The following is a 24,479-nucleotide window of genomic DNA, read 5'->3' on the forward strand; positions in this document are numbered from 1 at the left end:
CGCAAAGGGCTCAGCACACAGCACCAATCGAGTTCAAACAGGAACCCATCAGAGAAAGAGCGGAAACATCCGGCAGCCCTCTAAATACTGACCCCAGATGCAGCTCCTACGCACATCTCCAACAGACAAACGAAAATCCCAAATGCTACAAACCGAGAGCTGCTATTAAGTATTGACTGCAGTTGAAGAGTCCACACTGATAGCCATCGGGCTGAGAGGCATAATGCTTCATTCGAATGAAAGCTGCCGATGGCGCGAACAAAGGGCCACAACCTGCTTAAAGCAATCATCGTCGCCGTCATTCCAAGCCTCATTGTCTACGCACTGGCCATCAATCTTAGCGCCATGGCAGGAATCAAAGGGATTCTGGTGATCAGAGACCTCGCTCAAACGTGTGATTCCGCGCTAGGCATCGGTCTGATTTCAAACTTGGGATACCTCCTCTGGATCGCAACAGCTGCGATCGCGCTGTTTACTGCATACGGCACACCAACAAATAGCCAGCACAAATTAAAAGAGCTATTGCTTTGCGGGGGCTGGTTTTCATTCATACTCTGCATAGACGACATGTTCTTATTGCACGATAGATACATTGGCCAAACATTCCTGTATGTAGTTTACGCAGTATTCGCCTTCCTCATTGTTTTCAGATTCCGAGAGCAGCTGATCAAAAACGGGGGAGAAATATTTATCCTTGCCACAACTCTATTGGCTTTTTCTGTATTAACCGACAAGTTCCAACGCGATCTCGTCGACATCCTGCCAGTTAAATACGAAACAATACAGATTTTCGAGGAAGGAGTGAAATTTCTCGGAATATCTTCCTGGTTCTATTTTTGGTGGACCACCTCCTCAAAATTCATAAGGAAAGCAGCAAGCCATGAAAATCGTTAGCCATTCGCTGATCCAATAGAATTATCTACACATCCAATGAGTCAAAGAAAAATCAAAAAGGCACTTTCGTGGATTGCCAACAATCTGGATCTCAGGCCAATTTACTTCCTTATTGTTTTATATACAGTTATTCGTTGGCTACCCTTTGGAATCTTCGGATGGCTTCAGAACGAGGACGGGCTGATGGAGTGGGGCAGCGTGGCCCTGCTAATCCTCTCGGCCATCAACGCTTTTCGTCTTCAAAAGCAATCACAGCAAAGATGGGAACGGCTTGGATGGCTGTTGTTGTTGGTTCTCTTCTGCCTCTTCATCGGTGAAGAAATCAGCTGGGGCGAGCGACTGCACGGTGCCGGCATCGACGCCATCCGATCGATCAACACGCAAGGAGAAACGAACCTGCACAACATCGCCGTCTTCCAGGGGAAAGGGCTCCTGCATCTCGGATGGGCAGGCCTCGGTCTGGTCCTCGGCCTGGCGGGATTCGTATTCCGCACCGCGCCCCTCATCCCCGCCACGCGGTTCACGCTCTATTTCACCTTGCCAGCGATCTGGTATCTGGGATTCGAATTCTGCGGGAAAGCCGGCGAATGCCTGATCACTGTCGCCAATCATCAGGAGATTTATGAACTCTTGATCATCGCTGGGCTCTACCTGCACACGCGCAGCTGGTGCCGAACGCGTGGCATTTCAACCCGTATCTTCGGCACTGGCTGATGCTCCTGCGCCATCAAAACCTGATCTGGTGGATCGCCCTCGGGCTGATCTGGTCGCTGAGCTGTGTGCTCGACCACACGTGGCTGCAGCTAGATCAACGCCTGCCCTCTTGGGATCAGGCCGAGTACCTCAGCAGCGCAATTGAGCATGGCAGGCAGCTGAGGGTGCTCGACCCGGGCCGGTGGGAGGGGTTGCAGGCGCTCCTGGATCTCTCACCAAAAATCCCTCCTCTGTCATCCATTCTCAGCGGAAGCCTGATGGCCATCGTCGGGCAAAACCCTGATCAGGCCGGATGGATCCTGAGCTTCTGGCATGGGGTCGTGTTGCTGACAGTGGCGAGCTGGGGCCGGTGCATTGGCGGCCGACGTCTTGGAATCCTCGCGGCGCTCTTTCTCGCCATGGCTCCTGGCATGGCAGAACATCGCGTTGAGTTCACCCTTGACCTAGCACTCACAGGAACGACAACGCTGGCCTTGTTCCTGCTGTACCGCTGGCAGCGACCTGGTTCGCAAGGTGGCCAATGGCCTCAGGCCATCGTCGCTGCCACGGCCCTTGCCGCTTCAGTTCTCACCAAGCAGAGTGCACTTCTGGTGGTGGCTCTCCCTGCGATCTGGGCCGGACTGCAAGCTCTGAGAGAGCCCAAACGCAGCCTTCAGCTCGTAGCAGGTCTTGGACTCGCGTTGATCGCGATCATTCCCTGGCTGCAGCACAACTGGATCACGACACTTGGCGGAACACAACGCGCCGTGATTGCATCGGCGGCCGAGGAAGGCGACCCCGGCCTGCTGCAGTTGGAATCGTGGATCTGGTACCCACGACTGCTACCGAAACAGGTGGGAGGCCTGGTGCTCGGCGGCGGACTTGCCGGTTGTTTGCTGCAAGCTATGAAGCGAAGCAATTCCGGTGGAATCGAGAAAACGGAAGGGATGGGCTGGCTTACAGGCACGGCAATCTGTGTCCTGATTGCGACGAGCCTGAGCCCCAACAAGGATGCTCGTTACATCGCACCCCTATTGCCACTGTTGAGCATCATCCTGGCCAGGGGCTGGCTGCTCCTACTGCAGGCCTTCGGCAAACGGCCATGGCAACGGGCCATCGGCCCGGTCCTGCTCCTACTGGCCTCCTTGCTCAGCGCAATCGAGCTCATCCGGATCCAGTGGGGTGACATCCGGGATGCGCCGGGATCTCCCGCGGCGGACGTGATTGCAAGCCTCAGACAACGAGAAGGGAGTGATCACGTCACGGTTCTGATCGCCGCCAGCGACCGCGATCTCAATGAACAGACCCTGAGCTACCTCGGCAATCTTGATGGCGGAGCCATCGATGTAAGGCGACTGGGCCGTTCCAAGGGGCAAAGCACTCTCGCAAGAGAACAGGCTGAGTGGTGGATTCTGGCCACAGGTGATCAGGGCACCTCTCGCAAATCAGCCCGCCAACTGAGCAGAGAAGTAAGACAGGATCCTCGCTTTGAACGGGTTCAGACCTGGCCCTGGAGCAAGGGGAGGGATATCGAGCTCTGGAAACGCAAGCCGACGGCTCCTGAACCGGAACGCTTTGACAGGCGGTTCATTGCACTGGCACGGAGCATGGAGGAAGGCCCTGCAGCGCTCGAAGCCATCTTCGGCTCCATTGAGCCCTGGCACCTGCTGGATCCGAGATTCGCATACCAAGAGCGTGTTGAGAACTGGGCGTTAGCGCAGCTGGAAGAAAGCCCTGATGACCGGGACGCTCTCTGGAGCCTGGCCTTGATCAACGTTCTGCGCAATCGACCGAACAAAGCTGCTGACTGGTTTGAGCGCATCCAGAAAGTCGAAGGAGAAGAGAGCTGGGCTCGTACTTACCGGCTCGTCGTCTTGATCGCGAACTGGCAGACCTGCAAAGCATCCTGGTCGGCCTCCGATCAGATGGAGAAACTTCAATCCGGTCAGCAGCGAGACATCATCACGGCTCTGCGAGATCTTGCACGAACAGCATGCTTTGACCCTCGCGGTCCCATCGGGCTGTTCTCCAGTCTCGAACCGGCTGTGACAACAATCATTGACTCGATCGAAGGGACATCGCGCTAGCCCGGCGCTGTGGATCGCGACCTGAGCAAACGGCGAAGTGACGTGAAGCCATGCATCCAGAGGCCCAATCCCATCAGTAACTCGATTGCCTCCTGATCATTGCGGATGCGATCGCCATGGCTGATCCATGAGACATCCCAGTAAAAATAAAACGCTGCAACAATGAGGAAATAAAGACTGAACCGACGCGCTGGGAAGGCTTCAATAGCAGGAAAAAATCGCCAACCAAGCCAGCCCAGAAAAACCCCTGCAGCCATAAACGAGGCGTGCAGATAGTTTTGAACACCCTCAAGATTATGCAAATTTGATTCGCCTTGGGCATTGACATCTCGAAGGAGATCAAATCCAAAGCCCGTCAACCTTTCGCCCCAGCTAATCTCCTCTCCGGCAACATAGAGACAAAAAACCGTCATCAACAACCACCACATCGCCTGCATACGACGGCGACGATTGAACGAAAGCAAAAAACACAACAAAGCCGACAGCCCGGCACCCAGATAAGCAAAAAACTGCAACCATTCAGCCAAACCGTCTTCACCTTTCCGCCAAAAGTCAAAAACACCAAAAGGCAAAAAATACACTATTCCATACAAAACAATCAAATAGACCAGCGGGAAAAGATCAACGCTAGGAGCCAAGTCTCCCCAAGGAGTTTTAATTACACGTCGCCCAGATTCTTCAGTAGCCACTTCCAAAAGACGCTCCAATCAATGCTATTGTATATGAGAGCAAATCTGGCAATTTGCATAGCTAGCCCTGTGAGCTCCTGCATGACAAGCAGCCTGCAGGAATAGATCTAAGCATTGATCCACTATTTTGAAAAGGAATTGATGGATCATTGTTGACTTTTGCCTGAAGGCTTTAGCCCTAAACGTCTAATCCGCCTGGGGCTTTAATACTGTCAGCAATACCATAGCAATGTCGCCTGGCTGACTGACAAAAGGGTTCTGATGGAACAACTTGACCTATGACTTCACGCTAATCCATGCTCAACAGAATTCAACGCCTCCAACCAGAGAGTCGAATTAAATGGGTAGCACTTTTATTTGCAGGCCTTGGGATATTGCTTCTGTGGTGGAGATTGATAAGCCTTAGTGCTAGCTACGACCAGGGTATCTTTCTGCAAGTTTTGTGGAATGGCATAGGAGGCCACCCGTTTGAAAGCACACTATCTTCCCAGCTCTCCACGAATGTAATTCATAGTGGAGAAGTTCCGTCCGTTGCCTATCAAAGACTTAGCCAACATTTCACGCCAATTTTAGTCACTTGGATCCCACTCGTTCGTCTCCTCGGGATCTGGGCACTGCCTGTCGTACAAATCAGCCTAATTACAGGGGCTGGCTTAGTTCTCTTTCAACTTGCCAAACTTGACCTTAGCCCAAACCTTGCAGAAAGGATCACCGTAGCCTTTTACTGCGCCAATGCCATTGTTGCTCCAACCCTGAGCAATTTCACAGATTTATGCCAATTACCACTCCTAGTTTTTGCGCTCCTTTACGGCTTAAAAACCAATCGCACGGCCTTATGGATTATCAGCGCGCTACTGATTCCATTAATACGAGAAGATACCGGGGTCGTTCTCGCAAGCATTGGCCTATGGCTCTCAATCAAAGATCAACGACGACGCACAATTGGCATTCTGTTTGTTATCACAGGGCTTGCATGGGTTGGCATCGTCACGAACATGCTGATGCCGATTTTTGGAGATGACAACAGCAAACGATTTATGGTGGCCAATTTCGGGCAATTTGCACCCGACGCAGAAAGTGCATCAAGTTTTGACATCGCCAAACAAGTTTTTGGTCAACCATTGACTCTTCTCCGCGAACTGGTCAGCCCACCAGGAGACACCTTGTTGTATTTCCTGGGCATGGGACTACCACTCCTATTCGTTCCCTTAATTTCAGCCGATGCACTTTTAATGGCATCACTTCCCCTTCTAGGGCTATTGTTAGCGCGAGGGAGCAACGACCCTCTATCGATCAATATTCGATACACATTTTTAGTCGTTCCGGGACTGTTCGCTGGCACAAGCCTGTGGTGGAAATCACGGCAAAATCTATTTAACTCAAGAAAGCTCAGAAATATATGGGCTGGATGTATAGCATTATCTTTAATTTTTGCCGTTGCTGGCAACCAAAATCGAAGCTTTTCTTTCCTCATTCCAGACAGCATTCATCCATGGGTTTATCAGCCCCCCCTTCAGCAATGGGAGCATGGAGTCAAAGCCAGACACGCCCTTCAATCAATCCCTGCCAATGCGTCAGTGAGCGCCAACACAAACTTAATACCTTGGCTTGCCCAAAGACAGGTTTTAGTGCGCTTTCCGCACGGCACCGAGTATCAAGACATCAATGAGCAAATGCATTCCGTTGACTGGGTTGCGGTTGACCTTAAGACGCTGGCTCATTTTTCCGAGGCGTTTTCAACAGATCGGAAACGTCTGAAGAAAAGTCTGAAGTGGCTTGATGAAAACTCCTCAATCTATCGAGTTCAATCCATTGAAGACGGCGTTGTGGTTTTGAATCGCAATGGCAAAACTGATCAAAAACTGCAACAGGATCTAAATCGATTGATTCAGAGTTTTAAAGCTAAAACGATGCCCCCAAGCCAGAGGTGAAACACCTTTTGGCTTGGGGGCTCTCGCCGGGTCTGCTTTGTCGCAGAACCGATTGATCTAGGAGCTAGATGCCGGAATCAGCCGGCGTTCTCCGCGATCAGCAAACCCTGAATGAAAGAACTGGAACTCATGGACACCTCCTCCGAAATGGATTGATGTTGCCGGCGATGCATGCGACAAAGACTGGTCGAGCCGAAGATCGATAAGCCTTGTCACACCGCTGCAAACTGTACCTATGCAGCATAAAAGAGAAACGCCTTTAGTGCTAAGACACCCTTGATTGCTTCTCTGGCTCGAAACACTGGTTGTTTGGCTGCCTTGGCTTGTCAACCACCCTCTTATCTACAGAAATCCCCTGGAGCAACTCAACCATGGCCGTAGCGCTCTAAGGCTGATCAATACCATCCCAAACGGCAGCAGCGTTGCCGCCACCACCGGGTTGATCCCCCACCTGGCCAATCGCGAGGTCCTGATCCGATTTCCATACAACATCCACTATCAGGATCAAAGCGGACAACAGTTTCCTGTGGATTGGGTTGTGGCTGATTTGCACAACCAACGCATGTTTCAGACATTCATCAAACAGCGCAAAGGTTTGGAGAGAAACCTCCGACAGCTGAATGACCTCATCGGTCAAGATTACGGGGTTTTTGCTTTTGACGACGACGTCGTCCTCCTGCAACGTCAAACCACAGGGGATGCATCTCAACAAAAAGATTTCGAGCGCTTCGCTGAGGCGCTGAACCTCTAAAACGAGTCTCATCCCATTAAAAAAGCCTTCCATAAAAGGAAGGCTGACTGAATGATGAAAAAGCTCTGAATCAGAGAGCGTTACCGCGGGGCAGAACCTCTTCAGGGAAGACGAAGTTTTCGTGCGGCTGGTCAGCCGGTGCCATCCAGGCACGCAGACCTTCATTCAGAAGAATGTTCTTCGTGTAGAAGGTTTCAAATTCAGGATCCTCTGCTGCGCGAATTTCCTGTGACACGAAGTCATAGGCACGCAAGTTGAGGGCAAGGCCGACGATGCCGATGGCACTGGTCCACAAGCCCATCACTGGCACAAACAGCATGAAGAAGTGCAGCCAACGCTTGTTGGAGAACGCAATTCCGAAGATTTGGCTCCAGAAACGGTTGGCGGTGACCATCGAATAGGTCTCTTCTTCCTGGGTGGGTTCAAACGCCTTAAAGGTGTTCGACTGTTCACCATCCTCAAACAGGGTGTTTTCCACCGTTGCACCGTGAATGGCGCAAAGCAGTGCACCGCCAAGAATGCCGGCCACTCCCATCATGTGGAAGGGGTTCAGGGTCCAGTTATGGAAACCTTGGAGGAACAACAGGAAGCGGAAAATTGCAGCCACACCAAAGGAGGGCGCAAAGAACCAGCTGCTCTGTCCCAAGGGGTACATCAGGAACACGCTGACGAACACCGCAATCGGACCTGAGAAGGCGATGGCGTTGTAGGGACGAATGCCGACGAGACGAGCAATTTCGAACTGACGCAGCATGAAGCCGATCAATGCGAAGGCGCCGTGGAGAGCTACGAAAGCCCAGAGGCCTCCAAGCTGGCACCAGCGGACAAAATCACCCTGGGCTTCTGGGCCCCAGAGCAAGAGAAGGCTGTGACCCATCGCATCAGCGGGGGTGGACACAGCAGCAGTGAGAAAGTTGCAACCCTCGAGGTACGACGACGCGATGCCGTGGGTGTACCAGGAAGTTACGAAGGTGGTTCCCGTTAACCAGCCACCAATGGAGAGGTAGGCCGTGGGAAGGAGGAGAATGCCGGACCAGCCGACAAACACAAATCGGTCGCGCTTGAGCCAGTCATCGAGGACGTCGAACCATCCCCGCTGCGGCATGCGACCTGCAGCGATCGTCATGAGAGAGCTTCATGAAGCTTTACGTTTGTGAGCTTAAAGGGCTTGGCACTTTTTGCAGAGACAAGTTGGCCCAGCTGCTCAGAGATGAGTGAAAATACTCAGCCCGCCGTTTCCTGCTTCTGGCGAGGAGAATGGGACCACAACATTTTTTCACCTGTGTACGTCGTCGAATTAGCTCTTCGCATGAGCCCGATGCCTATCTCTGTTCAACGCAAGGAGTCGGGAGATGCTGAATCTGTCTATCAACAGGTTCGTCAAGCCCTTGAACAGGGACAGCCACGATTGCTCGAAATGACCTGCGAAAAAGTCGAAGGCAAACGGCTCAGCGTCCTCACGAGCGACGTTTTAGCTGTTCAGATCTACGAGAAAACGGCGGCATCCGGGGGAAGCAAACGCCCAGGTTTTTCACTCGACAGCTAATCCCTGTGGGAACGGACACCAACGAACGGGTTCTTCAGTTTGAAGGCGTGAATTTTTGCTGGCCCTGCGGAACCCGCGCTCTGGACCGATGCAGCTTCAGCGTTCCAGCTCCAGGTCTGTGGATGCTTGTTGGCAGCAACGGGAGCGGGAAAAGCACTCTGTTTCGAATGATTGGGGGGTTGATCCAACCACAAGCGGGACGCGTGGACTGCAAGGTTCAAACGGCCTTGGTGTTCCAAAATCCCGACCACCAACTCCTGCTCCCAAGTTGCGGCAGCAACCTTCTCCTGAACCTCCCCCCCACGCTTGCCCCTTCCCTCAAACGCAAGCGGATCGCCCATCTGCTTGAACAGGTTGGACTTGCTGGTATGGCGGCCCGGCAAATTCACACGTTGAGTGGAGGCCAAAAGCAGCGTCTAGCAATCGCTGGCGCTCTAGCCAGCGAAGCAAAACTTTTACTCCTTGACGAACCGACAGCCCTACTGGACCCATCCAGCCAAAGCTCGGTCTTGGCAACGGTGCAACAGTTGTGTCACCGCTCACTCAATCCACTCACAGCTCTGTGGATCACGCATCGGCTGGATGAACTGGACCATGCTGATGGCGCAGCACTGATGAAAAAAGGCATGGTTGGCCCCTGGGAGAAAGGCCTTTCCTTGCGCCGCACGCTCAAGGCACTTGCCTAAGTCAGGGCCAGACAGTTAAGGTCTCCTGGTCCCAATCCTCGGTAGCTCAGCGGTAGAGCGGTCGACTGTTAATCGATTGGTCGCAGGTTCGAATCCCGCCCGGGGAGTTTTTTAATGACTGTCATCACCCACAAGGTGGTGACTTTTTTTGGTCTTAGCAGCACTATTTTTTCTTCAATCAGAGAAAATTTTCCACTGCATGCCATCCAAATCAAAAGATTTCCTGTAGAGGCGCGCGAGCCAATCTCTGAGTTACTACGTCAAACCCCTGTCAGGCAAAGGGCTTTTAGAGGCATGCCAACCACGAAGGACAGCTCCTGAATTCTGCACAAATTGGTTGATCTTGAGAGAATTACTCCTTAATGACGCGGCACTACCTCGTCCAACTGTTTTTTCGCCAGCATTTTGATGAAACCTTCCATCCTGCTGATCGAAGACGACCGGGACATGAGCGAACTGGTAGGTGGACACCTCGAGCACAGCGGTTTTGATGTTCAGCGAGCCGATGACGGCATTAAGGGCCAGGCACTTGCCTTGCAATACACCCCAGATTTAATTCTCCTTGATTTAATGCTGCCCAATGTGGACGGGCTCACGCTCTGCCAACGACTTCGCCGCGATGAAAGAACGGCATCCATCCCCATCCTGATGCTGACCGCCTTGGGTGGTACGAAGGACAAGGTGAGTGGGTTTAATTCGGGCGCCGATGATTACCTCACAAAACCATTCGATCTTGAAGAGCTTCAAGCACGGGTGAAAGCGCTCCTTAGGCGTAGCGACAGAGCTCCTATCGGAACGTCGGGAAATCATCACGAAATTCTGAGCTACGGACCCTTGACCTTGGTACCTGAGCGCTTTGAGGCGATCTGGTTCGAGCATCCGGTGCGACTCACCCACTTGGAATTCGAGCTTCTGCATTGCCTGCTCCAACGCCACGGTCAAACCGTTGCACCCTCTCTCATCCTCAAGGAAGTTTGGGGTTACGAGCCAGACGACGACATTGAAACGATTCGCGTTCACGTCCGTCACCTGCGCACGAAATTAGAACCAGATCCACGCAAACCTCGGTTTATCAAAACGGTTTATGGAGCTGGCTACTGCCTCGAGCTGCCTACCGGATCCCAACTCGATGGACTCCAGGATGTTCTTGCTCAAGCGCGCCAGGATCGAGAGCAAAAAGCTGAAGCAACAAATCGGGCCACGGCCTGATTCAACGATCAAAGCCCCATCAAATCGAGAAATGTGACTTCCCAGGCCAACCTGGGTTGCACAAATGAAAGCAATTGAACGCGTAGCTTCTCGAGTTTTCGTAGAACCTGCTCATTTTGTTGTTCCCTCCAAAGGCGCTGCTGCAACCAATTGATCAGCCAAAGCTGTTGCTCGCCGTCGAGAGCCTCAGTGAGATCACGCGCGAGCCCCAGGGCCTCAATCGGCTGGGTTGGCAAGGCGTGCAAACGTCCTATCAGATCCGGTGAAACACGTGACCACTGCCTGACATGGTCCAATAACGCCCCTGGAGAGCCACCAGCCATTGCAACCAATTCAGGCTGGGCCAGTCCTTGCTTCACAGCCTCTTGATCGACCTCAGCGGACAAACGTTGGAGAACTAGCTGCATATCTTCCGCACTGAGCTGGATCAATCGAATCAGCTGACAGCGTGAACGAATCGTGGGAAGCAAGCGCTCGGGAGCCGCCGACAACAAGATCAAGACTCCATGGCCCGGTTCCTCAAGCGTTTTGAGCAGAGCATTGGCGGCAGCCTCCGCCATCGCTTCCGGCTCCTCGAGCACAACAAGACCACGCGACGACTCCAGCGGTTGACGTGACAGAAAACGGCTGATGTCTCGAATCTGATCCAACCTCACAAGGGGAGGGGTTCGTCGACTCACGCCTACCTCTTCAGCTTCAGAGCGAGAGATCAAACGCCCCTGGTGGCTGTAGCTGGGTTCCACCCAGAGGAGATCAGGGTGGTTGCGTTCTGCCAAGCGACGCCGGTGCCGTTGATTGCAATGGCCTTCACTGATCACGCCCTCGAGGAAGCGCAGCACAGCAAGGCGACGGCCAACACCTTCTGGACCAGCGAAGATATAAGCAGGAGCGAGACGCTCCTGCTTCAGGGCTGACTTTAAAAGGGTCACAGCAAGAGGCTGGCCCACCAGATCAGCAAACAGATCTTGGTCTTCAAGCACTACGTTGCTCATCGCTGCCAAGCCGCAGCTCGGGTGAGCAAGGCGGTTTGAATCGCCTCCGCAACCTCCAAAAGCGGACGGTCGGCCACAACCGACACCCAGCCACGCGCCTGAGCCATGGCAGTAAAGCCCTTGGAAACACGCTCTAAGAAAGCAAGTCCTTCCGCTTCGATTCGGTCTTCCTCACGACTTCCGCGTCGCTGAACACTCAAGGCCAAAGGGATATCCAGCCAAACCGTCATGTCGGGGCTGAGACCTCGTGTGGCAATTCGCTCGAGATCAGTGATGAGCTCCCGATCGAGACCTCGTCCGTATCCCTGGTAAGCCATCGTCGATCCCGTGAAGCGATCACTGAGCACCCAATCACCCCGCTCTAAGGCGGGCTGAATGACTCGGTCCACGTGTTGGGCGCGATCCGCTGCATACATCAGCAATTCTGCTGTAGGCCCAGGGTCAGCATCTCGAGGGGGATGGAGCAAAAGCTGACGAAGGCTTGCCCCCAGGGCCGTTCCCCCTGGTTCTCGGGTCACAACCAGCTGAGATTCATCGGGCATCAGTCCGCTCTTTGGAAGCCAACTGGACAGCTGCTGAAGCTGAGTCGTTTTGCCGCAACCATCGATGCCCTCCAGCACCAGCAGTCGCCCCTTCCGCCTGACCATGGTTAGCGAAGCCGCAAGCTGAGGGCATTCAGGACCACAGACACCGAGCTAAATGCCATGAGTAAAGCTGCCAGAGGTGGGGATAACAAGAGGCCAAAGCCAGGCAACAACACACCAGCCGCAATCGGCAAAGCGATGAGGTTGTATCCAAAAGCCCAAATCAAGTTCTGACGGATCTTGGCCATCGTTCGCCTGGCCAAGCAAAGCGCCTCAGGCACCGCCTCAAGCCTGTCCCCGAGCAGCACAAGGTCAGCCGTGTCCTGTGCGATCTGGGTTCCCGTGCCCACTGCGATGCCAAGGTCGGCTGCCGCCAAGGCGGGGGCATCGTTGATGCCGTCACCCACCATCGCCACAGATCCCTGCTCGCGCAAAAGCTCAAGCCGTTCAAGTTTCTGATGCGGCAAGAGCTGCCAAGCCAGATCAGCGTCGGCGAAACCAAGCTCTCGTCCCACCCTTTCAACGGTCTGACGACGATCCCCACTCAACATGGCGACGGACTGACCCTGGTCTCGCAAGCGCTGGATGGCGAGCGATGCGTCCGGGCGAAGTCGATCGTCGACGGTGACGAGACCCAGTGGATTCTCAGCCAAAGCAACAGCCACTAACGACTGCCCACGCTGAACAACCGAATCGAGTGTTTCTTGCTGTTGCTCCGTCCAGGAGACCCCTTGATCACGCAGCCATTCCGGGGAGCCAACGCGCACCAGACCATCCACTCCTTGCAAACGACCTTCCATCCCCGCACCAGGTGTGGTGCGGCTGGACTCAACTCCTAGAAGAGGCAACTGAAGCCGTTGCGCCTCTTGCAACAGCGCATGAGCTAATGGATGACGGCTCGTCTGCTCAAGACTGGCCGCCAACTGCAGCGCTTGAGGGGGATCCTCGCTGACCAACACGGAATCCACCAGGGGCCGCCCAAGCGTGAGCGTGCCTGTTTTATCGAACACCATGCGCTGCACAGAAGCTGCCAACTCGATCACATCCCCACCTCGAAACAACCAGCCCTGCTTCGCTGCCAAGCCTGAAGAGACGGTGATCACAGTGGGAGTGGCCAACCCGAGAGCGCAAGGGCAAGCAACCACCAGCACGGCAATGGAGAGTTGGAGCGCGAGACCAAGTGGCGTCTCAGCTCCCGCTCCAAGAGACCCATGAAGGCCATGGGCATGGCCGTGATCCATCAACGCGACAGGGACATCAAGAACTTGAGGCCAGAGACGACACCCGACCTGCCACCAAAACAAGAACGTGAGAGCAGCAAAACTCACCACCGCGTAACAAAACTGACCGGCCACTCGATCGGCAAGGCCCTGAATCGGCGCCTTTCTTGCCTGGGCTTGCTCCACCAAATCAATGATGCGCGCCAGAGCGGTTTCACGACCAATCCGCTGCACCTCCATCATCAAGGTGGCCTCCAGGTTGAGGCTGCCGGAACTGAGCTCAGCGCCTGGAGAGGCATCCAGAGGTAAAGGTTCCCCAGTCAGGCTGGAGAGATCCACGGCCGAATGCCCCTCACGCACGATTCCATCCACTGGAACACGATCGCCGGCCAAAAGCTGAATCTTTTCCCCTGGTCGCAGCGCCGAAACAGACACCTCCCGAATCGCGCCATCGTCCATCAACAATCGAGCAACATCGGGCTGGAGAGCCGCTAGGTCCTGTAGAGCACGGCCCGTGCGATGGCGAGCCCTCTCTTCTAGGAAACGACCCAGCAACACAAAGCCCAAGAGCATGACTGGCTCGTTAAAGAAGCAGGGCCAACCCACCTGAGGCCAAACCAAAGCCACCAAGCTGGCCAAATAGGCACTTCCAACACCAAGGCTGACCAGGGTGTCCATCGTTGGCACACCCATTCGAGCTGAGCGCCATCCGGCAATCAGAATGGGCCTTCCCGGCCCTGCCAAAGCAACAGTGGCCAAGCCAGCGTGAAAAGGAAGCGAACCAAGGGTTGGAACGTGGACGGTTCCGGCTTCAGCCAGATGACCCACCACCGACAACACGAGCAAGACAAGAGCAACGATCAACTGACGCCACTGCTTCCACCAACCCCAACTGCGATCAGCCTCAACCGCTGCACCAAAGGTATTGATCTCGCGAGGATGGGCACTGAAACCCCTGGCCGTTAAGGCCTCAACCACTCCATCAAGATCAGCAACAGCATCGTTTTCAAAGCGAAGCCAAGCGCTGCGAGTGACAAGATTCACGCTGGCTTCGCAGACCCCAGGTTGATCAAGAAGCGTGCGCTCAACCGAACGAACGCAACCGCCACACTTCATTCCCTCCACGTCTAAGAGCATCGTGGGAGGTGACTTTGTGGCGTTAGCGGAATTTGTCACAACTGCAGAACGCATTCTTGAACGCTAGGCAGGGCTGCTGATTCCAGTCAGGATGGAGTCACACCTTTTTTGGGTTTCCTGTGCCGCGCAGTAATCGAAACGACAATTTTATCGACAAAAGCTTCACGGTCATGGCAGATCTGATCGTGAAGCTGCTGCCGATTAATGCCCGTTCCAAAGAAGCTTATGTGTATTACCGCGACGGGCTCTCCGCCCAGAACGACGGTGATTACGCCGAAGCCTTGGAAAACTACGAGGAAAGCCTGAAGCTTGAGGAGAACCCGATCGACAGGGGGGAGACCCTCAAAAATATCGCCATCATCTATATGAGCAATGGTGAGGAAGAGCGAGCGCTGGAGACCTACCAAAAGGCATTGGAGGAGAACCCCAAGCAACCGTCATGCCTGAAAAACATGGGCCTGATTTTTGAAAAACGCGGTCGCACTGCTGAAGAAGAGGGACGTCGTGATGATGCCGATGGCTGGTTTGATCAAGCAGCAAACGTTTGGACCCAAGCCGTGAGGCTGAATCCAGGTGGTTACCTCGAAATTGAAAACTGGCTGAAATCAACCGGCCGCAGCAATGTGGACGTGTACTTCTGAGGGTCATGCTTCGTGATCAGCAGGATTCACACCAAGGGCTAGGACAAGCGCTTCCGTGATCGAGCCAGCTTCGTGCAGCTCCAAGTTCAAGCTGGCCTCCCCAGTTCCGAGTCCACACCCTTTAGGAACAACTGCTCGTCTGAATCCAAGGCGGACGGCCTCTTGCAAGCGCAACTCCAACTGCCCAACAGGCCTGAGCTGCCCACCAAGGCCCAGTTCACCGAGCAGGACGGTGCCTGCCGGCAAGATGAGATCGCGATAACTCGCCACAACAGCAGCAGCCACCCCCAAATCAGCCCCAGGCTCCTCTACATCGAGGCCACCAGCTACAGCGAGGTAGCAGTCGAAACGTGACAGCGGCAAGCCCATGTGCTTTTCGAGCACCGCCAGGATCTGATGCAAACGATTGACCGCAATCCCTGTAGCCGTGCGTCTTGGACTCGCATAGCTCGTGGTGCTGACCAAGGCCTGGAGATCGACGACAAGAGGCCTGGTGCCCTCACAGGCAACAATCGTCGCGACTCCACTGGCCTCATCACCACTCAGAAACAACTCGCTCGGGTTGTTGACCTCAACAAGACCTTGACCCTGCATTTCGAACACGCCGAGTTCATGGGTGGCACCAAAGCGATTTTTAACGGCACGTAGAAGTCGATGACTCGCAAAACGATCCCCCTCAAAGGTGAGCACGGCGTCCACCAAATGCTCGAGAACCTTGGGTCCTGCCAACAACCCCTCCTTGGTCACGTGGCCGACAAGCAGCAAAGCCGTGTTCTGACGCTTGGCTAATCGCTGCAGAGACGCGGCACATTCCCGCACTTGAGCAACAGATCCCGGAGCGCTCGACAGGTTGGCGTCATGCAGGGCCTGAATGCTGTCGATGATGGCGACATCGGGCTGCAGAGCCTCGAGCTCTTCCAACACCAACTCGAGATCTGTTTCGGCAAGCAGTTGAAGCCCCTCGCTCTCTCCACCCAAGCGCAACCAGCGCAACTTCACTTGCTGAGCTGATTCCTCAGCGCTGACATAGAGAACGGACAGACGGTTCGCCATGACCGAAGCGCTTTGAAGCAGCAGCGTGCTTTTACCGATCCCTGGGTCACCCCCCACAAGCACCAGCGAACCGGGTACAACTCCACCGCCCAATACACGATCTAATTCTGGGTAGCCGCTCTCAAGACGTTGAATCGGCCGATCACCCAGATCGGCCATAGCGGTCGAACGTCGCGCCACTGGAGCCTTTGCTGCCTCGGCAGGAGCACGTCTGCGCCGCCCGTCGTGTTTCGGAGCGGTTTGCTCGACCAGAGAATTCCAGCTACCGCAACTGCTGCAGCGGCCAAAAAACTGCCGAGTCTGCGCACCACAGCTCTGACAAACAAAGATTGAAGCGGGTCGGGACACGTCGAACTATGAAGAAAGTTGGCTTTCGGTGAATGAACGGGGCCTCCGTCCATTTATCTGTAACCAATACCAGTACGAAATAAGTTCGGATATGACGGCCACAGCCGCCAGCAAGGAAACCATTCTCGTTGTCGACGACGAGGCGAGTATTCGACGCATTCTGGAAACCCGCCTGTCGATGATTGGTTACAACGTTGTAACCGCCTGCGATGGCACGGAAGCTCTCGAAAGCTTTGAACAGTGCAATCCAGATCTGGTGGTCTTGGACGTGATGATGCCAAAGCTTGACGGCTATGGAGTCTGCCAAGAATTACGCAAGGAGTCGGATGTTCCGATCGTGATGCTCACCGCCTTGGGTGACGTTGCAGACAGGATTACCGGGCTTGAGCTGGGTGCTGACGACTATGTCGTTAAACCGTTTAGTCCCAAAGAGCTTGAAGCAAGAATACGCTGCGTTCTGCGCCGGGTAGAGAAAGAACAGATCGCTGGAATCCCCAATTCTGGAGTGATTCAAGTCGCAGATTTACGGATCGACACTAATAAGCGTCAAGTGTTCCGTGCAGATGAACGGATCCGCCTCACCGGAATGGAGTTCAGCCTCCTAGAACTGCTCGTAGGTCGCTCTGGCGAACCATTCAGCCGCGGTGAAATTTTGAAGGATGTGTGGGGATATACACCTGAGCGTCACGTGGACACCCGGGTCGTGGATGTTCATATCTCACGGCTTCGCTCCAAACTCGAAGACGATCCGGCCAATCCCGAGCTGATCCTGACGGCTCGGGGAACCGGTTACTTGTTCCAGCGCATCATCGATTCCGTTGCACCCGAAGGATCCTGAATTCAGCCCGGCCGAAGAAGCCCGGAGCAGACCACGCCGATCAAAGGCGGTGAGAAGACTTGTGATTTGGTATCGGCGCAATAGCGCCGTGACCAGTCTCGTCGACACCGCCACCACCTCTGCCAGCGCTGCGGGCAACGTTGCTGAATCGGTCGGATCGATGGCAGGAAGCGTTGTCACTAACGCCGGAAGCATGGCGGGGCAAATGCTCCAACCGGTGATGGACCCGCTGCGCCGCTTGCAAACCACAGAGGTCGGTGATGACGGACTCATCAAGGACAGTGATCGCCTTTGGGTAGCGGTCGATGGAATGGGTGGAGATCATTCCCCTGGGGAGATCCTGGAGGGTTCTCTGCAAGCGATCGATCGGCTGCCCTTGCGAATCCGCTTTGTCGGCGAAACCAACCGGGTCATGGAGGCTGCTGAGGCCTCTGGACTCACAGAACCGCTCAACCACGCGATCAACGCAGGCCACCTAGAGCTGATCCCCAGCGGACCTTCCGTGGAAATGCATGAGGAAGCCACTGTTGTGCGCCGGAAGCGTGATGCCAGCGTCAATGTCGCCATGGATCTAGTGAAGCGCGGAGACGCCTTGGCGATTTACTCCGCGGGAAATTCTGGCGCTGTGATGGCTTCTGCCATCTTTCGCCTTGGTCGCCTTGCCGGGATCGATCGACCCGCCATTGGAGCGCTGTTCCCCACCAAGGACCCAGGCCAGCCTGTGCTGGTCCTTGATGTGGGAGCAAACATGGACTGCAAGCCTGCCTACATGCATCAATTTGCTTTGCTCGGAAACATCTATTCCCGAGATGTTCTCCAAGTCGATCGCCCGCGCATTGGCTTGCTCAACATTGGCGAAGAGGAATGCAAAGGAAATGAACTCGCTCTACGCACCCATGAATTACTTCGAGACGAAACCCGTCTTCATTTCGCAGGAAATTGCGAGGGAAGAGATGTTCTGTCCGGTGAATTTGATGTGGTGGTTTGCGATGGCTTCACTGGAAATGTGCTGCTGAAATTCCTTGAATCGGTCGGCAGTGTTCTGCTCGGCGTTCTCAGAGCTGAATTACCGAGGGGACGGCGCGGCAAAGTTGGCTCAGCTTTCCTGCGCAGCAATCTCAAACGGATCAAGAAACGGCTCGATCACGCCGAACACGGCGGTGCACTTCTCCTTGGTGTGAATGGGATTTGTGTCATCGGCCATGGAAGCAGCAAAGCCCTATCCGTCGTGAGCGCTCTGCGCTTAGCTCACTCCGCTGCAAGTCATGGCGTGATGGACGATCTCGCCGAACTCAGCAAGCCAGCACCACTCAAAAGCTGAAGCAACCTGTCTGGACTGTGATTGACTGGCGCCACTGACAGCGCTTCCACATTGGCTGGAACTCCCCCACCCTTCCGTGGCATGGCTCTGGTCGCAAGTGGCAGCGCCCAGGCGAACCAAACCATCAGCAATGCTGACCTCAGCGAGCGGGTGCAGACCAGTGACGAATGGATTCGCACACGCACCGGCATTCAGTCTCGGCGCGTCAGCACTCCAGATGAATCGCTCAATGATCTGGCTATCCGTGCTGGGCAACAGGCCCTGGCGATGGCCCATTGGGAGCCTGAAAGCCTCGACCTGGTGTTACTAGCCACCTCCACCCCTGACGACCTGTTTGGATCAGCACCAAGAGTTCAGGCCGGATTAAACGCGCACAACGCCGTGGCCTTTGACCTCACGGCGGCCTGCAGCGGCTTTCTCTTCGCGCTCGTGACAGCCGCCCAATACCTGCGCACAGGCGCCATGCAACGGGTGCTCGTGATCGGCGCCGACCAGTTGAGCCGCTTTGTCGACTGGGACGACAGAAGCACGTGCGTGCTCTTCGGTGACGGGGCTGGCGCCGTTGCCCTCGAAGCCACCTCTGCAGAATCCGATGGCTTATTGGGTTTCAAGTTGCGCAGCGACGGCAGCCGCGGCCATTCGCTGACCTTGCCGCAGATCCCCACCAGTCTTCCTCTGGTCAACACCACCCGTCATCAATGCGGCGGCTATCTGCCGATTCAAATGAATGGACAAGAGGTGTACAAATTTGCCGTGCGCGAAGTGCCAGCCATCCTCAAGGAGCTTCTAGAGCAAACAGCCACAACCCCTGACCAACTGGACTGGCTGCTGCTTCATCAAGCCAACCAGCGCATTTTGGATGCCGTAGCGGATCGATTTTCAATTCCTCACTCCAAGGTCTTGAGCAACTTGGCGAACTACGGCAACACCTCTGCCTCCACGATCCCGCTCATGCTTGACGAAGCCGTACGCGACGGCCGCGTGGCACCTGGTCACCTGTTAGCGAGTAGTGGCTTTGGAGCTGGCCTCAGTTGGGGGGCTGCATTGTTGCGTTGGCAAGGTCCCGCCTAGGCTCCCAGCCATCTTTACCTGCCAACGATGACGATTGCCTGGGTGTTCCCCGGTCAGGGGTCTCAGAAGTCGGGCATGGCTTCGCCCGTGCTGACCCTTCCCGGAGCGGAAGAACGATTTGCACTTGCTTCCAGTCTGCTTGGCAGAGATTTGCTGGCGATCTGCCAAGGGGAAGCCGATACGCAAGCCGATCCCGCCGATCTCAACGACACACGCAACACCCAGCCAGCGCTCTTCGTCGTTGAAAGCCTGATTGTGGATGAACTCCGCAGACAGGAGCGCGAGCCAGCGTTTGTGGCTGGCCACAGTCTCGGAGAACTCGTAGCGCTGTATGCCGCTGGTGTGTTTGATGTAACGACAGGCCTTGCGTTGATGCAGCGGCGCTCAGAGCTCATGGCAGCCGCTGGAGGCGGAGCGATGACTGCCGTGATCGGCTTTGACCGCGATCAGCTTGAAAGCCTTGTCTACAACACCGATGGCGTGGTGATCGCCAATGACAACAGCGCTGCGCAGGTCGTGATCTCAGGAACCCCGGAGGCCGTGACAAGCGTGAGTGAGCAACTCACCTGCAAACGCGCGATTCCCCTCGCCGTGTCAGGAGCTTTCCACTCACCCTTGATGGCAGAAGCGGCTGCAGCATTTCAGGTCCATCTGGAGGGCCTGGCTTTCGAAGATGCTCGCGTTCCTGTCCTGAGCAACACCGATCCAACCCCATGCAGTGACGCCTCTCAACTGAAGCAACGTTTGTGTAAGCAGATGACCACAGGTGTTCGCTGGAGAGAAACCATGGAAACGCTGACATCGAAGGGGGTCGACACCTTGGTCGAAGTGGGACCAGGGAATGTGCTTAGTGGCCTAGCCAAAAGGGCCATGAGTGGTGTCACGACAGTCCAGCTCTCGAGCTCGGCTGATTTAGGTCTCTAAGAAGCCATGTCCCCTCTTGTACCCAGCCCGAGCGAAGGCTCTGCTGTCGTCCCTCTAGTCGCGCCAAAACCGAGCCTGATGTATCAGCTCGTGAGCTACTTGGTGGTGTTTCCGATCTTTCGAGGACTCTTAAGGGGGTGGACGAGCGGCAACGCATTGGTGCCTCTTCAAGGGCCATTGGTTGTGGTCGCGAATCATGGTTCCCATCTCGATCCGCCTTTGCTTGGCCACGCTCTGGGCCGTCCTGTGGCGTTTATGGCCAAAGCCGAACTCTTCCGGATCCCAATCTTGGGAGGCATTATTCGCGCCTGCGGCGCTTATCCCGTGAAACGGGGGGCCAGTGATCGAGAGGCGATTCGTACAGCCACAGCTCGCCTTCAAGAAGGTTGGGCGATCGGTGTCTTCCTCGATGGCACCCGTCAAGTGGACGGCCGCGTCAATCAACCCAGACCAGGCGCAGCCTTGCTTGCTGCACGCAGTGGAGCGCCACTCCTCCCTGTGGCAATCATCAACAGCCATCGCGCCCTAGGTGCGGGAAGGGGCTGGCCAAGACTCGTTCCCGTTGCACTTCGCATCGGAGAGCCCATTCCTGCGCCGACCGGTCGGAAAAAGCCTGAGCTAGAAGCCACAACCCAGGAGCTTCAACGGCGCATCAATGCCTTGATCGATCAAGGCGTTGGAACTCCTTGAGGCCAATTCCGTAGGACCCAAGGCTTGAGGTCTTGACCTGTGATAACCCAAGTCAGCGCCCTGAGCCCATCTCCCAAGCGCTTGCCCAACGTCTCCTTTCCACAGGAGGGCTGACAAGCAACGGGCACCCCGGTGAGACGGATCCCTCGACTTCCTGCCACCAGCCGTCCCACGGTCATGGCACGGGGCAAATGATCTTCGCTTGTGACCAAATAGACGTGTCTCACACCATCGCGTTTTAAGTCATCAACCAAGGATGTGAAATTCGTGAAGGTGTCCTTGGCTCGGTAATCGAGCACAACCCGGCTCTGGTCCAACCCCGCATCCCGTACCAGCCATTTCGCGTACTCAGGATTGCTGCCGCCACTCACCACCAAGGGGAGCTCCAACTGCTGCGCCAATCGCAGTCCTACCCGTTCACGATCGAGATCTCCTCCCAGCACGAGAATGCGTTGCGGAGGCTCAACCGTGGTGAGGGCCTTACGGAAAGGCTTTAAGGGCCCAGTCGTCGTCGCCCAAGCCAAAGCAGCAAGGATCACGAGTGAGGAGCGCCAACCTGGGGCCATTAGACCGGACCCACAGGCGACGTGGGGTAAATGGGCAGCACAGGCTCCCAGGGGCCTGGAGCGTCCTCCTGCTCCCAGTGGCAACAACGCTCAAGCAGATGCTGCACATCCGAAGCAACATCAAGCTCCATGGTCAGAGCGGGAGATGGCTCTTCGTCCTCTCTAAGTAAACGAGGTTTTTCTAGCTCTTCCACAGGGACGGAGCCGGAACGTAGGCGGTAGCGCCCAGCGACTCGACCACGACGGGGAAGGGGCTGAATGATCGAGAAGGGCTCCAAAGCCTGACTGGGCGTTAAGACGGCGGATAACCGCTGGGCCATCAAAGCGAAACTGCTCTCGCCATGCAAAGGACAACCCAACTGCTGAGCCAGGGTGCGGGCCATCACGACGGTTAAGCGAGTCCCCGTGAACCCTCCTGGACCTGTACTCACTGCCAAACGGCCAATCGAGGCCCATTCCGCTCGTGGGAGCAGTTCCTCGACAGCAGGAATCAAACCATTGGTGAGCTGACGTCCCATCGAGCGAGAGAGGATACGTACTCCCCCAGTGGGGTCTTCAGCGTCGCGAACGGCAAGGCCGAGGGTTTCACTCGAACTATGCATCGCCAGCAACCAACGGCTCATCGGGGCAACTCCTGTTCAGGGCGCAATCGCTGCCATCGTCCGTAATCAGCCTCAAAGCTGGAGCAAGCTTGCACATCCCATTCCACGCCAACGCCCCCCCCGCTGAGGTCATGAAGGCTGATATGAATGCGTGGATCTTGGGGACTCACGTCAGGCTTGTCAGTGAGATGAGCCACACCATGCTGCCGTTCCACAGCGTGATAGGCCTGACAACGATCCACCCAGCGGCAATCCACGCAGATGCACATCCACCCCACCTCTGAAGAGGACTCCATTCTGGAGGGGGAGGCCGGCTTTATGGCATGCCAACTGATGACGCGGCTGCAGCCGCAACGCTGGCCGATCCCTCTCAATCGTTTACCCACAGGAACGGTGCTGGTGGGCGGAGCCGTCCGTGACGGATTGCTGAACCGTTTGCCAGAGCATCCAGATCTCGACATGGTGGTTCCAGCGGATGCGCTGGGACAAGTCCGCAAACTTGCTCAAGAGTTTGGTGGCACTTGCGTGGTGCTCGATCGAGACAGGGATATGGCCCGCCTGGTGCTGGGGAGATGGACGATCGATCTTGCAAGACAAGACGGTGATGACCTCACAGCTGATCTCTTGCGACGTGACTACCGAATCAATGCCATTGCTCTAACCCTCAAACCTCAACCACAACTGTTGGATCCCAGTGGCGGCATTGCTGATCTACGCGAGCAACGCATCACTGCCATCCACGAACAAAACCTGCTGGATGATCCCCTGCGGCTGTTGAGAGCCCTCAGGCTGTCCGCCGAGCTCTCGATGACGATTGACCAGGGCACCCTGGAGATGATTGCCCGCCATCGCCACCTATTGCCCAAGGTGGCACCAGAGCGCATTCAGGCTGAATTACTGAAGCTGGTTCAAGCCAACAACGCCGATCAGGCGATCCATCTGCTGCACTCGTTGAAATTGATCGCATCGTGGAGCTCCGATCAACCGCAAAGGAAGCTCAACGCAAGCGCTTTAACGGCAGACGAACAACCACTCGCCTTACCGCTAGCGCGCTTAACGCAGTTACTCAGCGATCAAGGAATGCATGATTTGCGTTTCAGCCGAAAGCAAATTCAACGCTGCTTGCGACTGAGGGCATGGTGGAACCGAGATCAACAGCAAAGCGTTAACAATCTGACTGAGCGGGAGCGCTTAAAACTGCATGAAGAGCTTGAAGAGGATCTCCCTGCTTTCACACTGGCTTGGCCAATCGAGCGCCAAAAGGAATGGCTGCGGCGCTGGCGTGATCAGGACGACATCTTGTTCCATCCCTGTGCACCACTGAATGGTCGAACATTGCAAGCAGAGCTTGGCTTGCGTCCAGGGCCACGATTAGGGGAGCTGATTCATCATCTTTGCCTTGAACGAGCCTTTGGTCGGATTCGCAGCCATGACGACGCCATTCAGTGTGCACGCGCTTGGATGAACAAGCCGCTGTGATTAACTGACTTGCCTTAACGACAGCGATCGGCCTGATAGGCAGTTTTCTTCTCTCCCCCCCCGTCTCATGAGCGTGCGTCTTTACATCGGCAACTTGCCGCAAACATTTGAAGCCAAAGAGTTGGAGACCCAACTCACCAGCGTGGGGGAGGGAATCCGCTTCAAAACCGTTCTGGACCGCGAAACGGGCGCGTGTCGCGGCTTCGGTTTCGCGAATGTCGACGATGAAAAAGTCGCTGATGCTTTGATCGAGCAATTCAACGGAAAGGATTTCAACGGCAATACCTTGCGCGTGGAACGCTCTGAACGACGCGAGAACAACTCAGGCGGAGGAGGCGGTCGTCGTGGCGGCCCAGGCGGTCCTGGCAACGCCCCAGGTTCAGCACGGAAGGCCGTCAACAAGGTGGTTCACAGCGACGCAAAAGCTGAATCCGCACCCGATCCCCGCTGGGCTGGAGAATTATCCAAGCTTAAAGATTTACTTGCAGATCAGAAGACAACAGCCTGATTTGTTTTTGGCTTTGTGA

25 protein-coding genes and 1 tRNA gene are annotated in these 24,479 nt (G+C 55.4%); 17 read left to right on the forward strand and 9 right to left on the reverse strand.

From position 1 onward, the window contains the following. Positions 1-249 precede the first annotated feature (249 nt). The 3 genes from SIC18_RS01250 (at position 250) to SIC18_RS01260 (ending at position 3,674) form a co-directional block, all read left to right on the forward strand. On the forward strand, positions 250-894 hold the full coding sequence (locus tag SIC18_RS01250) for an oxidoreductase (RefSeq protein WP_413429960.1): 645 nt from the start codon (positions 250-252) through the stop codon (positions 892-894). A gap of 183 nt (positions 895-1,077) precedes the next feature. Next, positions 1,078-1,608 carry a pectate lyase gene (locus SIC18_RS01255; RefSeq protein ID WP_413429961.1) on the forward strand — a complete coding sequence of 177 codons (531 nt, stop codon included), beginning with the start codon at positions 1,078-1,080 and terminating at the stop codon, positions 1,606-1,608. Further along, positions 1,608-3,674 (forward strand): ArnT family glycosyltransferase, encoded by a 2,067-nt coding sequence (locus SIC18_RS01260; RefSeq protein ID WP_413429962.1) that lies wholly within the window; start codon positions 1,608-1,610, stop codon positions 3,672-3,674. The genes SIC18_RS01255 and SIC18_RS01260 overlap by 1 nt, the downstream gene beginning before the upstream one ends. Here SIC18_RS01260 and SIC18_RS01265 read toward each other — a convergent pair. Further along, on the reverse strand, positions 3,671-4,381 hold the full coding sequence (locus SIC18_RS01265) for a pectate lyase (protein WP_413429963.1): 711 nt from the start codon (positions 4,379-4,381) through the stop codon (positions 3,671-3,673). The two genes, SIC18_RS01260 and SIC18_RS01265, sit on opposite strands and share 4 nt — an antisense overlap. 278 nt (positions 4,382-4,659) lie before the next feature. Here SIC18_RS01265 and SIC18_RS01270 point away from each other — a divergent pair, with 278 nt between their 5' ends. Both SIC18_RS01270 and SIC18_RS01275 read left to right on the forward strand, forming a co-directional pair. Further along, positions 4,660-6,294, forward strand: a complete 1,635-nt coding sequence (locus SIC18_RS01270) for a DUF2079 domain-containing protein (RefSeq protein ID WP_413429964.1) — start codon at positions 4,660-4,662, stop codon at positions 6,292-6,294. A gap of 280 nt (positions 6,295-6,574) precedes the next feature. After that, positions 6,575-7,045: a DUF2079 domain-containing protein gene (locus SIC18_RS01275; protein WP_413429965.1), complete on the forward strand. Its 471-nt coding sequence runs from the start codon at positions 6,575-6,577 to the stop codon at positions 7,043-7,045. Between the two features lie 70 nt (positions 7,046-7,115). Here the strand turns inward: SIC18_RS01275 and psbD are convergent, their stop codons facing one another. Further along, on the reverse strand, positions 7,116-8,171 hold the full coding sequence (psbD, locus tag SIC18_RS01280) for a photosystem II D2 protein (photosystem q(a) protein) (RefSeq protein ID WP_048347340.1): 1,056 nt from the start codon (positions 8,169-8,171) through the stop codon (positions 7,116-7,118). 156 nt (positions 8,172-8,327) lie between these two features. Here psbD and SIC18_RS01285 point away from each other — a divergent pair, with 156 nt between their 5' ends. The 4 genes from SIC18_RS01285 to SIC18_RS01300 all read left to right on the forward strand — a co-directional run bounded on the left by SIC18_RS01285 (position 8,328) and on the right by SIC18_RS01300 (position 10,486). Next, positions 8,328-8,591 carry a hypothetical protein gene (locus SIC18_RS01285; RefSeq protein ID WP_041426744.1) on the forward strand — a complete coding sequence of 88 codons (264 nt, stop codon included), beginning with the start codon at positions 8,328-8,330 and terminating at the stop codon, positions 8,589-8,591. A 5-nt stretch (positions 8,592-8,596) separates the two neighbouring features. After that, complete coding sequence (locus SIC18_RS01290; RefSeq protein ID WP_048347341.1) at positions 8,597-9,277, forward strand: ABC transporter ATP-binding protein; 681 nt, start codon at positions 8,597-8,599, stop codon at positions 9,275-9,277. Between the two features lie 35 nt (positions 9,278-9,312). Then, positions 9,313-9,384: transfer RNA gene (locus SIC18_RS01295), tRNA-Asn, on the forward strand. Between the two features lie 301 nt (positions 9,385-9,685). Next, complete coding sequence (locus SIC18_RS01300) at positions 9,686-10,486, forward strand: response regulator transcription factor (RefSeq protein WP_048347342.1); 801 nt, start codon at positions 9,686-9,688, stop codon at positions 10,484-10,486. Positions 10,487-10,494: 8 nt separating this feature from the next. Here SIC18_RS01300 and SIC18_RS01305 read toward each other — a convergent pair whose 3' ends face one another. From SIC18_RS01305 to SIC18_RS01315, 3 genes are read right to left on the reverse strand one after another with little or no spacing between them, the layout of a single operon-like run. After that, positions 10,495-11,478 (reverse strand): DNA polymerase III subunit delta', encoded by a 984-nt coding sequence (locus SIC18_RS01305; protein ID WP_413429966.1) that lies wholly within the window; start codon positions 11,476-11,478, stop codon positions 10,495-10,497. Next, on the reverse strand, positions 11,475-12,125 hold the full coding sequence (gene tmk / locus SIC18_RS01310) for a dTMP kinase (protein WP_048347344.1): 651 nt from the start codon (positions 12,123-12,125) through the stop codon (positions 11,475-11,477). Before tmk ends, SIC18_RS01305 begins: the two co-directional genes overlap by 4 nt. A gap of 2 nt (positions 12,126-12,127) precedes the next feature. Next, positions 12,128-14,473, reverse strand: coding sequence for a heavy metal translocating P-type ATPase (locus SIC18_RS01315; RefSeq protein ID WP_413429967.1), 2,346 nt, complete (start codon positions 14,471-14,473; stop codon positions 12,128-12,130). Between the two features lie 116 nt (positions 14,474-14,589). Between SIC18_RS01315 and SIC18_RS01320 the strand changes: the two genes are divergently transcribed. Further along, the gene (locus SIC18_RS01320; protein WP_284498561.1) at positions 14,590-15,060 is read left to right on the forward strand and encodes a photosystem I assembly protein Ycf3; all 471 of its coding nucleotides are present in this window, start codon (positions 14,590-14,592) and stop codon (positions 15,058-15,060) included. A 3-nt stretch (positions 15,061-15,063) separates the two neighbouring features. On the opposite strand, the gene radA is transcribed toward SIC18_RS01320, so the two are convergent. Further along, positions 15,064-16,461 (reverse strand): DNA repair protein RadA, encoded by a 1,398-nt coding sequence (radA, locus tag SIC18_RS01325; protein ID WP_413429968.1) that lies wholly within the window; start codon positions 16,459-16,461, stop codon positions 15,064-15,066. A 91-nt stretch (positions 16,462-16,552) separates the two neighbouring features. On the opposite strand from radA, the gene rpaB reads away from it, so the two are divergent. The 5 genes from rpaB to SIC18_RS01350 all read left to right on the forward strand — a co-directional run bounded on the left by rpaB (position 16,553) and on the right by SIC18_RS01350 (position 21,305). Beyond that, positions 16,553-17,299, forward strand: coding sequence for a response regulator transcription factor RpaB (rpaB, locus tag SIC18_RS01330; protein WP_048347348.1), 747 nt, complete (start codon positions 16,553-16,555; stop codon positions 17,297-17,299). After that, complete coding sequence (gene plsX / locus SIC18_RS01335) at positions 17,280-18,620, forward strand: phosphate acyltransferase PlsX (RefSeq protein WP_048347349.1); 1,341 nt, start codon at positions 17,280-17,282, stop codon at positions 18,618-18,620. Before rpaB ends, plsX begins: the two co-directional genes overlap by 20 nt. 81 nt (positions 18,621-18,701) lie before the next feature. Next, positions 18,702-19,691, forward strand: coding sequence for a beta-ketoacyl-ACP synthase III (locus SIC18_RS01340; RefSeq protein ID WP_048348345.1), 990 nt, complete (start codon positions 18,702-18,704; stop codon positions 19,689-19,691). Positions 19,692-19,718: 27 nt separating this feature from the next. Next, complete coding sequence (gene fabD, locus SIC18_RS01345) at positions 19,719-20,615, forward strand: ACP S-malonyltransferase (RefSeq protein ID WP_048347350.1); 897 nt, start codon at positions 19,719-19,721, stop codon at positions 20,613-20,615. Positions 20,616-20,621: 6 nt separating this feature from the next. After that, entirely contained in the window at positions 20,622-21,305 is a 684-nt protein-coding gene (locus SIC18_RS01350) for a lysophospholipid acyltransferase family protein (protein WP_048347351.1), read from the forward strand. On the opposite strand, the gene SIC18_RS01355 is transcribed toward SIC18_RS01350, so the two are convergent. From SIC18_RS01355 to SIC18_RS01365, 3 genes are read right to left on the reverse strand one after another with little or no spacing between them, the layout of a single operon-like run. Continuing rightward, positions 21,284-21,871 (reverse strand): YdcF family protein, encoded by a 588-nt coding sequence (locus tag SIC18_RS01355; RefSeq protein ID WP_413429969.1) that lies wholly within the window; start codon positions 21,869-21,871, stop codon positions 21,284-21,286. The two genes, SIC18_RS01350 and SIC18_RS01355, sit on opposite strands and share 22 nt — an antisense overlap. Continuing rightward, positions 21,871-22,494 (reverse strand): tRNA (adenosine(37)-N6)-threonylcarbamoyltransferase complex dimerization subunit type 1 TsaB, encoded by a 624-nt coding sequence (gene tsaB, locus SIC18_RS01360; protein WP_048347353.1) that lies wholly within the window; start codon positions 22,492-22,494, stop codon positions 21,871-21,873. The genes SIC18_RS01355 and tsaB overlap by 1 nt, the downstream gene beginning before the upstream one ends. Further along, positions 22,491-22,742 carry a Ycf34 family protein gene (locus SIC18_RS01365; RefSeq protein WP_048347354.1) on the reverse strand — a complete coding sequence of 84 codons (252 nt, stop codon included), beginning with the start codon at positions 22,740-22,742 and terminating at the stop codon, positions 22,491-22,493. The genes tsaB and SIC18_RS01365 overlap by 4 nt, the downstream gene beginning before the upstream one ends. Positions 22,743-22,791: 49 nt before the next feature. Here SIC18_RS01365 and SIC18_RS01370 point away from each other — a divergent pair, with 49 nt between their 5' ends. Together SIC18_RS01370 and SIC18_RS01375 are read left to right on the forward strand one after the other, a co-directional pair. After that, positions 22,792-23,952, forward strand: coding sequence for a CCA tRNA nucleotidyltransferase (locus SIC18_RS01370; RefSeq protein WP_413429970.1), 1,161 nt, complete (start codon positions 22,792-22,794; stop codon positions 23,950-23,952). Between the two features lie 67 nt (positions 23,953-24,019). Then, positions 24,020-24,460 (forward strand): RNA recognition motif domain-containing protein, encoded by a 441-nt coding sequence (locus SIC18_RS01375; RefSeq protein WP_048347356.1) that lies wholly within the window; start codon positions 24,020-24,022, stop codon positions 24,458-24,460. Positions 24,461-24,479 lie beyond the last annotated feature (19 nt).

The organism is Synechococcus sp. Cu2B8-bc1011 (genome assembly GCF_047302735.1).
Lineage (GTDB): Bacteria > Cyanobacteriota > Cyanobacteriia > PCC-6307 > Cyanobiaceae > Synechococcus_C.

Excerpts from the sequence above, each read along its gene's own strand:
- SIC18_RS01250 (WP_413429960.1), top strand. The coding sequence starts at position 250 with ATGGCGCGAACAAAGGGCCACAACCTGCTTAAAGCAATCATCGTCGCC.
- SIC18_RS01255 (WP_413429961.1), top strand. The coding sequence starts at position 1,078 with ATGGAGTGGGGCAGCGTGGCCCTGCTAATCCTCTCGGCCATCAACGCT.
- SIC18_RS01260 (WP_413429962.1), top strand. The coding sequence starts at position 1,608 with ATGCTCCTGCGCCATCAAAACCTGATCTGGTGGATCGCCCTCGGGCTG.
- SIC18_RS01270 (WP_413429964.1), top strand. The coding sequence starts at position 4,660 with ATGCTCAACAGAATTCAACGCCTCCAACCAGAGAGTCGAATTAAATGG.
- psbD (WP_048347340.1), bottom strand. The coding sequence starts at position 8,171 with ATGACGATCGCTGCAGGTCGCATGCCGCAGCGGGGATGGTTCGACGTC.
- SIC18_RS01300 (WP_048347342.1), top strand. The coding sequence starts at position 9,686 with ATGAAACCTTCCATCCTGCTGATCGAAGACGACCGGGACATGAGCGAA.
- SIC18_RS01305 (WP_413429966.1), bottom strand. The coding sequence starts at position 11,478 with ATGAGCAACGTAGTGCTTGAAGACCAAGATCTGTTTGCTGATCTGGTG.
- tmk (WP_048347344.1), bottom strand. The coding sequence starts at position 12,125 with ATGGTCAGGCGGAAGGGGCGACTGCTGGTGCTGGAGGGCATCGATGGT.
- SIC18_RS01315 (WP_413429967.1), bottom strand. The coding sequence starts at position 14,473 with ATGCGTTCTGCAGTTGTGACAAATTCCGCTAACGCCACAAAGTCACCT.
- SIC18_RS01320 (WP_284498561.1), top strand. The coding sequence starts at position 14,590 with ATGGCAGATCTGATCGTGAAGCTGCTGCCGATTAATGCCCGTTCCAAA.
- rpaB (WP_048347348.1), top strand. The coding sequence starts at position 16,553 with ATGACGGCCACAGCCGCCAGCAAGGAAACCATTCTCGTTGTCGACGAC.
- SIC18_RS01340 (WP_048348345.1), top strand. The coding sequence starts at position 18,702 with ATGGCTCTGGTCGCAAGTGGCAGCGCCCAGGCGAACCAAACCATCAGC.
- fabD (WP_048347350.1), top strand. The coding sequence starts at position 19,719 with ATGACGATTGCCTGGGTGTTCCCCGGTCAGGGGTCTCAGAAGTCGGGC.
- SIC18_RS01350 (WP_048347351.1), top strand. The coding sequence starts at position 20,622 with ATGTCCCCTCTTGTACCCAGCCCGAGCGAAGGCTCTGCTGTCGTCCCT.
- SIC18_RS01355 (WP_413429969.1), bottom strand. The coding sequence starts at position 21,871 with ATGGCCCCAGGTTGGCGCTCCTCACTCGTGATCCTTGCTGCTTTGGCT.
- tsaB (WP_048347353.1), bottom strand. The coding sequence starts at position 22,494 with ATGAGCCGTTGGTTGCTGGCGATGCATAGTTCGAGTGAAACCCTCGGC.
- SIC18_RS01365 (WP_048347354.1), bottom strand. The coding sequence starts at position 22,742 with ATGTGCATCTGCGTGGATTGCCGCTGGGTGGATCGTTGTCAGGCCTAT.
- SIC18_RS01370 (WP_413429970.1), top strand. The coding sequence starts at position 22,792 with ATGGCATGCCAACTGATGACGCGGCTGCAGCCGCAACGCTGGCCGATC.
- SIC18_RS01375 (WP_048347356.1), top strand. The coding sequence starts at position 24,020 with ATGAGCGTGCGTCTTTACATCGGCAACTTGCCGCAAACATTTGAAGCC.